11 protein-coding genes and 1 tRNA gene are annotated in these 12,758 nt (G+C 44.6%); 9 read left to right on the top strand and 3 right to left on the bottom strand.

The window, feature by feature from the left end; all coding sequences use genetic code 11:
* Nucleotides 1-470 precede the first annotated feature (470 nt).
* Nucleotides 471-544 (top strand) — tRNA-Pro (locus WC959_09215).
* An 88-nt stretch (nt 545-632) separates the two neighbouring features.
* Nucleotides 633-2,294, top strand: a complete 1,662-nt coding sequence (locus WC959_09210; GenBank protein ID MFA5689310.1) for a DUF6538 domain-containing protein — start codon at nt 633-635, stop codon at nt 2,292-2,294.
* Nucleotides 2,295-2,480: 186 nt separating this feature from the next.
* On the opposite strand, the gene WC959_09205 is transcribed toward WC959_09210, so the two are convergent.
* Complete coding sequence (locus tag WC959_09205; GenBank protein ID MFA5689309.1) at nt 2,481-2,687, bottom strand: hypothetical protein; 207 nt, start codon at nt 2,685-2,687, stop codon at nt 2,481-2,483.
* Nucleotides 2,688-2,902: 215 nt separating this feature from the next.
* On the opposite strand from WC959_09205, the gene WC959_09200 reads away from it, so the two are divergent.
* Nucleotides 2,903-3,709, top strand: a complete 807-nt coding sequence (locus WC959_09200) for a PEP-CTERM sorting domain-containing protein (GenBank protein MFA5689308.1) — start codon at nt 2,903-2,905, stop codon at nt 3,707-3,709.
* A 137-nt stretch (nt 3,710-3,846) separates the two neighbouring features.
* Here the strand turns inward: WC959_09200 and WC959_09195 are convergent, their stop codons facing one another.
* Nucleotides 3,847-4,047 carry a hypothetical protein gene (locus WC959_09195; GenBank protein ID MFA5689307.1) on the bottom strand — a complete coding sequence of 67 codons (201 nt, stop codon included), beginning with the start codon at nt 4,045-4,047 and terminating at the stop codon, nt 3,847-3,849.
* A 112-nt stretch (nt 4,048-4,159) separates the two neighbouring features.
* Here WC959_09195 and WC959_09190 point away from each other — a divergent pair, with 112 nt between their 5' ends.
* Entirely contained in the window at nt 4,160-5,602 is a 1,443-nt protein-coding gene (locus WC959_09190) for an arylsulfatase (protein MFA5689306.1), read from the top strand.
* 268 nt (nt 5,603-5,870) lie between these two features.
* Here the strand turns inward: WC959_09190 and WC959_09185 are convergent, their stop codons facing one another.
* Nucleotides 5,871-6,746, bottom strand: a complete 876-nt coding sequence (locus tag WC959_09185; protein ID MFA5689305.1) for an AraC family transcriptional regulator — start codon at nt 6,744-6,746, stop codon at nt 5,871-5,873.
* A gap of 200 nt (nt 6,747-6,946) precedes the next feature.
* Here WC959_09185 and WC959_09180 point away from each other — a divergent pair, with 200 nt between their 5' ends.
* The 5 genes from WC959_09180 to WC959_09160 are packed head-to-tail and all read left to right on the top strand — an operon-like array spanning nt 6,947 to nt 12,758.
* Nucleotides 6,947-7,687 (top strand): hypothetical protein, encoded by a 741-nt coding sequence (locus WC959_09180; GenBank protein MFA5689304.1) that lies wholly within the window; start codon nt 6,947-6,949, stop codon nt 7,685-7,687.
* Between the two features lie 52 nt (nt 7,688-7,739).
* A complete protein-coding gene (locus WC959_09175) occupies nt 7,740-8,438 on the top strand; it encodes a hypothetical protein (protein ID MFA5689303.1) in 699 nt (232 codons plus the stop codon).
* Between the two features lie 22 nt (nt 8,439-8,460).
* A complete protein-coding gene (locus tag WC959_09170) occupies nt 8,461-9,828 on the top strand; it encodes a sialidase family protein (GenBank protein ID MFA5689302.1) in 1,368 nt (455 codons plus the stop codon).
* Between the two features lie 21 nt (nt 9,829-9,849).
* Nucleotides 9,850-11,409: a sodium:solute symporter gene (locus WC959_09165; GenBank protein MFA5689301.1), complete on the top strand. Its 1,560-nt coding sequence runs from the start codon at nt 9,850-9,852 to the stop codon at nt 11,407-11,409.
* A complete protein-coding gene (locus WC959_09160; protein ID MFA5689300.1) occupies nt 11,409-12,758 on the top strand; it encodes a GH1 family beta-glucosidase in 1,350 nt (449 codons plus the stop codon). The genes WC959_09165 and WC959_09160 overlap by 1 nt, the downstream gene beginning before the upstream one ends.

Genomic DNA, 12,758 nt, shown 5'->3' with positions numbered 1-12,758 from the left:
CACCGTACGAGCGGTTGAATGCCAGCGGCATCCTCACCCCGGAAAAGGCCAACGCGCTGAAAGAGAAGTATAACACACTGGACCCGTTCGATCTCAACCGGCGGATCGAAAAGCAATTACGCCGCATTGAAGAACTGAAAAAACAGGCCGGGAAAACCGCCGCTTGACAAACCATAACGAAAGAACTACCCCATGCCCGTCAACGATCAAAAATCAGCACCCCTTCGGTGTCTTTCTTATATGAGGCAATACACTTGCAGTTAGAAAACCTCAGTCTTTTAAGACCGTGATGAATGGCACCCATATTCCGGACCGCTTTGTCATGCCGGAGCAATGATAAGAAGACCGGAAGCCGCAGGCTTCAGCCCGCGGAGTGATTCACTTTTACAATCCGCCTTTTTATAATCCGCCAAATTATTTCCGGTTGCCTTTTCATGATGATTCCTTGATAGTGCCACGCTTTCACCCGCCGGGGAGTAGCTCAGTCTGGTAGAGCGCTTGGTTTGGGACCAAGAAGTCGCAGGTTCAAATCCTGTTTCCCCGAGATTTCTCTTATTTCCTAGAAAAACTTCATTTATTTAGGGTTTTTGACGTTTTGTTACACACGATTGCTACACAAACGGAGCAAGGCAATGGTTGTGAACATGACGGTAGACCACGTCACTTTAAGGGGCAAGATATTCTATTTTCGGATGAGAGTTCCGAAGGATTGCCTGTCAGCCATCGGGCGGCGTGAAATCGTTCAATCGTTGAAAACGGATGACCCTGTAAAAGCCAAGATTGAAGCGAAGAAACTGACAGCTCTATGGATGAATGAGTTTCACCGGATTCGAACTGCCTCCACGCAGGCTATTCCGGTCAGCAAATCGTCAATGTTTGATCCTGATGTATTTCGGCAGAGTTTGAAAACACAATGGGATCAAAGCCTGCCGGAAATCCTCGATCAAGAAGATGACAGCTCACTGGTGGCGCGAATTAAACTCTACGGTAAAACGGCCGGTATTGTCGGTGAGCGTGGCGACGACTATTACATTAGCTTGGAGGAAATCGGCATCCAGTGGCCGCTGACGCCTTTAGCTACCCCGGGGCAAAACCGTATTCGAAAAAGGACATTCTGCAAGTTCCTTCAGCAGATGAGAAACGATATTGCCACCGCATTGGATAAGTCTTTGAATGAAATCGATCCGCCCATTAAGACCGCCGTTTCAGTTACCGCTTCCCGGACAGTCACGGCCTCTTCTCAGATGCATGATCTTTCTGATGTTGCAGAATTGATGATTGCGGCAAAACAGCGCATTGCTAAAACTATAGCCACGATCCGTGCAGACATTCGCATCCTGAAAGAGTGGACAGGCCGGACATATGCCGAGGATTTCACAAAAGAAGATCTGATTGGTTTTGTCAGAAACTGCCTTCCGTATATCCCCGCGAATATGGTGAAGAAACGGGAATATAAAGGGCTGCCTCTGCAGGAATGTATCCGGCTGACAAAAACATCACCGGAGACCTTTGCTCCAATCTCTGCAGTCACCTGCGAGAACCGGCTGGGAAACATTATTGCCGTTTTCAAATACGCAAAGGATGACGTCGGGTGTATCGTAATTAATCCCGCCAAAGGTATTGAAGTTCCTCAAATTCACATTCAGAAAGACGTCGCGCGCGGGTTCACACAAGAAGAGCTGAATACTTTCTGGCAAGCTATCCAGCCTTTCGCCCTGAACTCTGAACAGCCATCCCGTTACTGGGTGTCGACTCTCTCTCTTTATCATGGATTCCGGCTGAACGAAATCTGCCAGCTGAGAGCATCGGACGTTTACGACGACAGCGACGGTATTACTGTCATTGATATAAACGAAAAGCATGAATTGAAGTTGGTGAAAAATGATCCCTCAATCCGGATTATACCTGTTCATCCGTATGTGCTGAACGATCTTGATTTCAAAGCGTATATCGCCAGGCGAAAAGCGGATGATACTAATGGGCTGTTGTTCCCTGATTTGACTTTTGTGACATCCAAGGGATACGGAAGCAAAATATCGACCTGGTTTGCACGCTGGAAAAAGGTATGGCTGCCGACAGAGTCCCTGCACAAACACTTCCATGATTTCAGATATACATGGACTCAATACGCACAGAACGTCGCGAAAATCCCTGACCGGTATGCGCAGGAAATTACAGGCCATGCCGTCGAAGGCGTATCAAAAGTCCATCTCGGCTACAGCGGACGACTCAAACCAGTGGATTTGTTGGTGGAACTGAAAAAGGTGCAGTATGGCTGGGAAGCTGATTCGTAAACTTAATACCCCGCATTCTTCATAATCTCAGACATCGACACCGAGCGTGCCTTTGCGATTTAGCTGCAACGCAAGGGGACGCCGAAGCACAGATAAATTTTGGGAATATATATTTAGTGCTTATCTACTACAGCCCCAATTTATATTTAAATCCTTGTCAACAGTACTATTCGTAAAAATCAAATATCACGGAATAATTTTAGTTTTTATAATAAAAACATCTGCGATTGCAGCGCGCAATGCGGTTGCCGCCGGTTGCTGTGCTGCACAGTCATTGCGAAACGGTTTTATTCCGGTTTCAGTGCCGGCGCTATCTCCGGCGGTTACATCCCACTTTTTGAAAGATACATTCTGAGCATGGCGGGAAATATTGAATTTTAGTTGATGAATCATACGAAATTACTGTGGAGCAAAAACAATAAGCAGCGTGAAAACAATCAAGGCAGATTGAGAATTAAGACCTTATGACATAAAGCAAAAAAATGCTATAATCAGCAAAACAATCATATTGGATTTTCTTTCAAATAAAGTTATTTTTTTATCCGTTGGTCACACTCACTTGTGTGTGTAAGGAGGGTTCAGAGCAATCGTAATGAAAGGCAAAGTGTATGAATAAGAAGTTACAATATCTCATTAGTATGTTAGTTGGAATCACAGCAATCGCATCCGCGGGTATCATTACCAATAATGTGTACTTCAGTGATTTTACAGATGCAGGAAAGACTGATCTGGCTGATTATGGATGGGAGACGTTGAACGGCAATCATCAGGCTACCGGCAATTCAATGGCCGTTAATGACGGGATTGTTTCTATTGGTAACAGGAAAGCCGGATACGATTTCGGACAAAGTTATGCCTTGAGTTCAACAATTCTTGGTGCAGACGTTTATGTAGATGAAATGTGGATGCGTTTACGAATAAAGTCAGGCGGAGATAACGATGGGACAAATGTTCGAATCGGACTGGGAACGCTACCTCTGGTTCAGGAGCAGTCCGGACGTTTCGGGTCAGTAGCAATTCAATCGCATAACAATAACGAGGCTTCCGCCAACCGTTTCGCTGCATGTGCGCAAAACGTCCAAAGCGCATGGAACAACACCCTGGATAACAGCAATTTCGTCGAGTTTTTTGTGCGGTATATCGATGTCAGCGGTCAAATAAAAGTGGATGTGTGGTATAACCCAGCTGATGCGGACAATCTCGGTGCTCCGGATTCATCTACAACTCAAGATTATAGTGCTACGTACGGTGCCGGATTGATTAGCCAATTGGAGATTAATTCATGGGGAACTAGCACCCCGCACCTGCTAGATGCCGTTGAGGTCTGGACGGTGGTTATTCCGGAACCATCCACTATGGGGCTGTTTGGGATCATTGGTGCCGGATTACTCATTTGTCGCCGGAAGATACGATAAATTTAAAATCTAAAAGAGTTTGTATTATAAGAAATTTATCGGTTAGGCAGACGCTGGGGTACTGATGAAAAAAATCAGCGCCCCAGCGGAATTCGATTTGGATTCATCCCGGCAGAGGTCCATTGCCTGTACCGCCGCTAAACCGGCTGCTCGCTTGTTGCATCTTTAATAATAATAACATTCGTAGCGCATGCGTTCTGAACTGCCTGAATAAAGGAATTTTCCGGATCGATTCCTGCCATGTCAGACTGCCCAGAAAAGATAAAAAAATGGAACGCCTCTTCAGTAAGTGCAGATACAGTTATATTGAATAATGCAATTAGGATAATTATTTTCATGATGCTCTCTGTCGGTTTTTCCAGTGGATGCGTTACTGGCTAAATAAATTTCTCGGATATGGTTTCTTAATGAGAAGGATAATCTATAATCAAAAATTTTACATAAATGTTTATGAAGCAATTGTCATTCATTATTCCGGCGGTGTTCAGTGCCACGGCATTTTCAGACGAAGCGATGTCGAAAAACTTCGCAGAACGTCCGAATATTATTTTTATTCTGGCGGACGATCTTGGTTACGGCGATCTGAGTTGCTACGGACAGCAGAGATTTTCAACGCCGAACATTGACCGGCTGGCAAAGGAGGGCATGCGTTTCACGCAGCATTATTCCGGCAGTCCGGTTTGCGCGCCGTCACGTTGCACTTTAATGACTGGGTTGCATACCGGTCATGCACCGATTCGCGGGAATTTGAATTTTGTAATGCCGCCGTTTTTTTTGGAGGGGCAGATTCCGATGCCACGGGAAACTTTTACCGTTGTAAAATTATTGAAATGCGTCGGATATACGACTGGAATTTTTGGTAAATGGGGACTCGGCGCACCGGATTCCGGCAGCGAACCGCTGGATATGGGATTTGATCGTTTTTACGGCTATAATTGTCAGGTTATGGCACACAGCTACTATCCTTATTTTCTCTGGAACGATCGGATGCGCGAAATGCTCTGGAATAATTTCGGCACGCAGTGCATCGATTACGCACCGGATTTTATTCACCGTAACATGCTGGACTTTGTGCGTGAAAATAAAACGCGTCCGTTTTTCTGTTATTATGCACCGGTGCAACCGCATGCAGATATGATCGCACCGGAAAAATATATGGAGAAATATCGCGGGAAATTCCCGCCGGAAAAATCGTACAAAACAGAAGGAACTCCAGAAAATTTCCGACGCGGACCGTATGTGTCGCAATCCGAAGGACACGCCGCATTTGCAGCGATGATGAATATGCTGGATGATTACGTCGGTGAACTTCTCAACGAGCTGGAAATTCTCGAACTAAGGGAAAACACGTTAATCTTTTTCTCATCTGATAACGGGCCACATGAAGAGGGTGGACACGATCCGGAATATTTCAATTCAAACGGATCATTGCGCGGTATCAAACGCGATCTATATGAAGGCGGAATCCGCGTTCCGCTGATTGCCTCGTGGCCGGGAAAAATTTCCGCCGGTGCGGTTTCAGATTATGTTTCCGCGTTCTGGGATTTTCTGGCGACTGCCGCCGAACTCACAGGGCAGAAGATTCCGTCGCAAACAGACGGAATTTCAATGCTGCCGGTATTATTCGGCGGTGAACCGGCGCCACGAGAATTTCTCTATTGGGAAATTCGTGGAGGCGGCGGAAAGATGGCAATCCGCAAAGGTGACTGGAAGGGCGTCCGTTATAATGTAATTGAAAATCCGGGTTCGCCGCTGGAACTTTATAATATTGCGATTGATCCACGTGAAACATCAAACGTCGCGGCGCAGTATCCAGAAATTGCAAACGATCTGGATCGGTTGATGAAAAATGCGAGAACAGAATCTGAAGATCCACGTTTTAATTACCGGTAACTCGAATTTGTATTGTAAGCAATTTTATCGGTTATGCAAATGGCAGGGTATTGATGAAAGACATCAGTACTCCGGTGTGAAATGTGTCCGAAATTGTCGATTGATGCGATCCATTGGAATTGGAACTTGTCGCAGGACACGCTGCTGTATTCAGGAGCGTGTAAAATTTTGCAGAAACTACACGCTCCTGAATACTGGAAGTGTGTCCCACAAGTTCTTGTACGGTTATACTAAAAATTAAAATGCTCTAAATGATTCAGCCGGGATGTTATTCGGGGATATTTTTGTGCCGGAATTCAAGAGGAGAAGAGTTCGTCACGCGGCGGAATGCCCGGGCAAAATAATTGGCACTTCCATATCCGCATGCTGCAGCAATCTCAGTAATATTTTTATCTGAATATCTGAGAAGCTCCACGGCATGTCCAATGCGTTGTTTTTCAATATACTGTCCTGGGGGAAATGAAGTCCATTTTTTAAATTCCCGTGCAAAATGCCATGTGCTGCAACCGGCAATGGATGCAAGCTGCGGCAGTGTGAGCGGCTTGCGCAGATTGGCTTGGCAGAAATTAATCGCGCGCTGAATGCCAATTGGAATTTTTTTATTGGCGAAGCGGTTCTGCATATATTCAATAAAAGAAAAACCAAAGCTGGATGCAGCATGTGCAATTTCCTCCGGAGTATTGATACGACCGGCATATGCCTGCTGGATAATAAAGGCTGCCCGGTGGAGAATTGGATGAGATGAAGGAATATGCATAACCGGTCCGTATTGTTTAATGAATAATTTCCACGCCGGCAGAAAGATGTTGCCTTTTAATGTAATAAAAATAATGTGCCATGGGTTGCTACCTTCTTCAAAATAATACTCGGAAATATCCGGAGAGGTCAGAATAAACGCATCTTCTGCAGTGATGGTATGCAGAACTCCTTTGCGTTTCAGTTTTCCTGTTCCACTGATCGTATACTGGAAAATGGATTGCCCAGGCTCGCGGGTACGCAGGTTAAAATGGTAGCGTGAACTGCTAATCAGAGTATGTCCGCAGTGCGGAATAAAAAGATTTTTTAAATGCGAAATGCGATGCTCTCGAAAGGTCATATGCCCGTATTGCATAGATTCAATATTTTTGAGCAAAAAAGGATCCATAAAACGACTCCTGAAACTGATTTAAGGTGCAACGATAATCTATCGTAGATTATAAAATATAATGCTGTGTAAAAAGTAAATAAAATAAAACATGAAGCAAAAAAATACTAATTTTGGCAAAACAATGCACTCTGTAAATTAAATCGGTTTTATTATCCTTTTGATAATCAAAATTTAAAATTGAACTGAAAGGTGTACTTATGAATAAGATTAATGCGGTTGTGCTGATGAGTATTTTTTTGCTTTGCACCTCAGTTTGTTCTGAGCATATTTTTTCAACAGATTTCTCCGGACGATCCTCCCTGCCTGCTGAATGGCGGGTTACGAATAATTCAAATGGTGTTTCTGTTTTGAACGATACATTAAATATCGGCGCGGCAAGAGTGATTGCAGTGTTCCCTGAATCCTATGCTTTGCGCTCAGGCACAGGTGCGAGCAATCAGGTCAGCGAGTTATGGGTGCGATTCCGCCTTACCATTACTCCCGGAAGTTTGACCGGAGAGGTTATCCGGCTGGGGCTGGGCGATAATTTGATTGTCGAAAGTGAGCTGGGCCGTTCAGCCAGCGTGCATTTCAGAACATATAGTACCTCGAATACATTGGAGTTTACGTCCGTTGCACAAAATAATCAAGCGGCAACACTTCGTCCTGAACATGTGAGGAACGAGGTGGATGTATATTGCTGTTTAACGGACGTTGGCGGACAGCTTAAAGTTGATGGGTGGTATAATCCTTCTAATTCCGTTAATCTGGGGAATCCGCAGGTTTCCAGAACAGCCGCATATAATACGACATACGGAAATGTATTCAGCCGAATAGAAATTAATGCCTGGTTTACAGAGTCCGGACACGCTTCAAATATTCGGGAAGTTGTTGTGGGAACAACATTTGAAGATGTGAGGCCGAAAGTGAAATCAATTTCGCTGTTCTTACTTCATTAACAACAGCATGGAAACTCAGTATAAAAGAATAGGATAGAAAAGGAGTAGCGGAATGAAAAAATTACAAATAATTATCACAGCGGTCTGTTTATGTTGCAGTCATACATATAGTGAAATCATTTATTCAATAGATTTTGAAAATGAAAAATCGATTCCTGAGCAGTGGATTTGTGTTAACGTCGGAAAAGCCAGCACGATAGAAGTCCGCAATGGAACATTACGTGTGCGTGCCGCTCAGATCGCGGTACCTTTTAGCCAGTCATATGCGTTAAAAAGCGGGACTAAAGCAAAAAATAAAACCGCTGAACTATGGTTGCGCGTCCATGTTGATGTAAAAGGCGATGAGGATGGTGCGATTCTTCGTCTCGGGCTCGGAGATTCCGCGATTCCTCATGAACAACTGGGACGGCATAGCTCCATGCATCTAAAAGCGTTCAGTTCATCTAGCTCTCTTGAGTTTGAGAGTATTGTTCAGAATCGTGGAGGAAAAGCAACCTGCCAGAATGTTCGAAAAATGATTGATGTATTCTGCCGGTTGACAGATGTGCGAGGGCAGTTGCAGGTTGATTGCTGGTACAATCCAGCCAATCCAGCAGAGTTAGGCCGTCCCACTGTAAGTAAAGCTGCAGCATATGAACCGCTCTATGGAAGTGGTGTGATTGATCGATTCGAAATTAACACCTGGAGTACGACAACACCCCATCAGATCGAGAAAATCGTTGTCGGAACAACTTTTGACGATGTTAAATAAACTCTAACGCCTTGGAGATAAAATGAAACGCAATATTACATTAAGCATTTTTTCATTATTGATTACTTTTAATACCGTATATGGAGTTTTTGTCAGCGTACATGCTGCTGCACCGGATAATGTAAACAATCAGGGACGATTTATTGCAGATGAACGGGTTGTTTACAGGGTCGATAATCCGCAGACGAGCCGGCTATACAATCCGACAATTGTTGCGGGTAAGGATCGGCGGATTATTATCGCGTTTGAGTTTTCCGGTTCGCCGATGCCTGTAATTCCGAATCAGAAAGGCACCGGAAAATCGTTGATTTATACCTCCGATGATGCCGGTGTGACCTGGGATTACCGGTTTAATTATTCGTTAATGCAAAGCCGGTTGTTTGTCGCTGACGATAAAATTTACTGTTTTGGTCATTACGGTCACCGCGGTGATCTCGCAGTTTTCGAATCAAAAGATAACGGAAAGACCTGGTCAGATCCTGTTACATTGACCGACGGGGAGTTGTGGCACAGCAGTTCACATAATGTAATCGTAAAAAACGGATTCGTCTATTTTGCAATGGACCGGAAAGATGATCCGCAAATGGAGCTGACCTGGGACGTCAGCGAATTTACACCGGCATTGATTCGCGGCGATCTGTCAAAAGGGCTGTTAAATTCCAATGCGTGGACATTTGCGTCTGCAATGCCGTTTTATAAGGTGGTTAAGGATGCCGAAATGAATTATTTTGGTATACCGTTCTGGGGTGGATATTATCCGAAAAAGGCGATGGTTCAAACAAGTACCAAACGGATTGGATTTCCGCCGGTCGGCTGGCTGGAATCGAATGTTGTACAGATTACAGCCCCGGATCATTACTGGTATGATCCAGACGGGAAAACATTTCACATTTTTTCACGGGCGCATACCGGACGCAGTAATTTTGCAACCGTTGTCAAAGCTGTAGAGCGGGACGACGGAACAATTGAAACGATGCTGGAAACCGCACCGTCCGGTGTAAAACTGGTGTATACGCCGCTACCGGGAGGGCAGATGAAATTTTTTGTTCTGTATGATGAACAGACAAAGCTCTACTGGTTGCTTAGTACATTGGCCGTTGACAGTATGACCCGTGCAGACCTGCTGCCGTTAGACCGATACGGGCATTCGGATAACGAACGCCGGTCCCTGCAGCTTTCATTTTCAAAGAATATGGTGGACTGGTGCTTTGCCGGACTGGTTGCAATGGGCAATTCAGAAAAAGAGGCCCGTCATTATGCGTGTATGGATTTTGATGGTGATGATCTGGTCATCCTGAGTCGTTCCGGCGATCAAGATGCAGAGTCCGCACATAACGGAAATATAGTTACTTTTCACCGTGTAAAAAATTTCCGGAATCTTATTTATTAATGCAATGCACAGGAGTTTCCGATGACCATTGGGTTTATTGATTTATCCATTATTATCATTTATTGCGCTGCCATGGCATATATGGGATTTCACTTTTCTAAAAAAAACACATCTACGGAGGAATATTTTCTAGGCGGCCGTTCATTTCCCGGATGGGCCATCGGAGTGAGCATGATCGGAACATCGATCAGTTCTGTAACATTTATTGCGTATCCGGCAGATGCTTTTAAAACAACCTGGGTGCGGTTTGTTCCGGCACTGGCATATCCGCTGGCGGCCATTCTGGCGGTAAAAGTGTTTATTCCTTTTTTCCGGAATAACAATGTGACAAGCGCTTATGAATATATAGAAGCACGTTTCAGTGCCGGCTTGAGAGTTTATTCTGCCTCGGTTTCTCTGCTCGGACAGATTTTTAGAATCAGTATTATTCTATATCTGCTGGCATTATTGATGCATGAACTGACAGGGATTGGTTTAAGCTGGTGCGTACTATTTTCCGGTGCAGTGGTTTCAATCTATACAATCGTCGGTGGAATAGATGCTGTTGTCTGGACGGATGTTATTCAGACAGTCATTCTTTTTCTTGGCGGTATAATTTGTATTGCATTGGTTGCCGTGCAGCTTCCGGGTGGATTCGGAGAGATTCTCTCGGTGGGTATAGAACATCACAAATTCAGTTTTGCCGATATAAAAGACGGCATGATTATTCCGGCCAAATGGGGATTCAGTCTGTCTGAAAAAACTGTGACAATGTTATTTCTGATGGGATTCATCGGTTGGATTAACGGACATACTGCCGATCAGAACATGGTTCAGCGTTATTGTGCTTCGAAAAGTGAAAAGGATGCCAAGCATGCCGTCTGGATTGCCTGTCTTTCAAGTATTCCGGTGTGGGCATTTTACATGTTTTTGGGAACAGCGCTTTATGTGTTTTTTTCCCGTTTCCCGACAACAACGGCAAGTGAGATTCTTTCCGGAGTTCAAAAGGCAGAGCAGATTGTTCCATATTTTATCATGAATTATCTTCCAATCGGAATTCGCGGACTTGTAATTGTATCTGCACTGGCCGCCGCCATGAGTTCACTTGACTCTTCAATTAATGCAATCGCGACAATTTCAGTAGTGGATATATACCGCCGGCATCTTGTTAAAAATAAAACCGATCAGCATTATTTACGCGTTGCCAAGATCGTTGCATGTATTGCTTCTATATTAATGCTTCTTGGCGCGTTGATACTAATCCGGACAACAACTACCACCATTCGTGATATGCTAATGCTCATTGGATCGGTAATGACTTCGGGAATTCTTGGATTATATTTGCTTGGATTTTTTACCCGCAGGGCAACGGCACGGGCCGCTGTGATCGGAATTATTCTTTCAACGATTTTTACCATTTTTATGCTGTTGCACAGTCGCGACATTTTCGGTGGAGCGTGCCGGTTTTCTTTTGAAATGTATTATGTCGGTGTGATTGGGAATCTGCTGATGATGATTGTCGGATATTTTCTTTCTCTGATTCCGTTTTGCCGGAAAGAAAAAGATTTAACAGGATTAACCGTGTGGACTCAGGAGAAATAATGAGCCCGGACAGTTTTCCTGAAAAATTTCTGTGGGGCTGTGCAACGGCATCCTATCAGGTTGAAGGTGCTGCAAATGAAGACGGTCGCGGAAAAAGTATCTGGGACACATTTTCACATACGCCTGGAAATGTGAAAAATAATGACACCGGCGATATTTCTGTTGATCAGTATCACCGCTATAAGGAAGACATTGCCATTATGAAAGACATAGGCATTCAGGCCTATCGTTTTTCAGTGTCCTGGCCGCGGGTTATGCCGGCGGGACGCAGGGCGGTGAATCAAAAAGGACTGGATTACTATCACCGGCTGATTGATGCACTGCTTGATGCGGGCATTCAACCGTGGATGACGCTGTTTCACTGGGATCTCCCCCAGGCTTTGCAGGATGATTTTGGCGGCTGGAAATCTGTTGAAACAACAGATTGCTTTGCAGACTATGCAACGCTGATTGCAGAACAGTACGCGGATAAAGTAAACGGTTTTTTTACGGTTAACGAACTGTTCTCATATACAGATCAAGGGTATGATGCCTGTGTTTTTCCACCGGGAATAAAAGTCGGACGGAAGATACGCAATCAAATCCGGCATCATGCACTGCTTGGACACGGTAAAGCCGTGCTGGCACTGCGTGCTGTGACCGGCAATAAAGTGCCTGTCGGCATTGCAGAAAATCCGAAAATTTATGTTCCGATTATTGAAACACAGGAACACATCGAAGCTTCCCGTTGCGCAATGCGTATCGAAAACAGCCATTTTATTACAGCGGTTCTGGAAGAACAGTATACGCCGGAATATTTAATACGGGAGGGAGCCGATGCTCCTGATTTCACCGCTGAAGAAATGCAAATAATCGGAACCCCGCTGGATTTCATTGGAATAAATGCGTATTACCCGACGTATGTCCGCGCTGCGAGCAATGCATTGGGGTATGAAATTATCCCGGTGCCGGAAAAATATCCTGTTATGGGAAAACCGTGGATTAAATTCGGACCGCAGATCATTTACTGGTCGGCGCGGCATTTGAAAGAAATATGGGATATAGAAAATCTGTACATTACTGAAAACGGATGCGCGGCCACGGATCAAATAACACCGGACGGCAAAGTGCTGGATGTCGACCGGATTCTTTACCTCCGTGAACATTTCCGTTCTGCAAAACGCGCCATTGATGAGGGGTATCCGATCAAAGGATATTTTGTCTGGAGTCTCATTGATAATTTTGAGTGGGCGGACGGGTATGATACGCGTTTTGGTATTGTATATGCAGATTATAAAACATTGAAGCGGACACCAAAATTAAGTGCCGGTTTTTTAAAGAAAACAATTTCTAACAATCATCTTGTTTAA

This window comes from Kiritimatiellales bacterium (assembly GCA_041656295.1).
Lineage (GTDB): Bacteria > Verrucomicrobiota > Kiritimatiellia > Kiritimatiellales > Tichowtungiaceae > Tichowtungia.
Note: the sequence above shows the minus strand (reverse complement) of the source record. Positions and strands in the feature narration are given on the sequence as shown.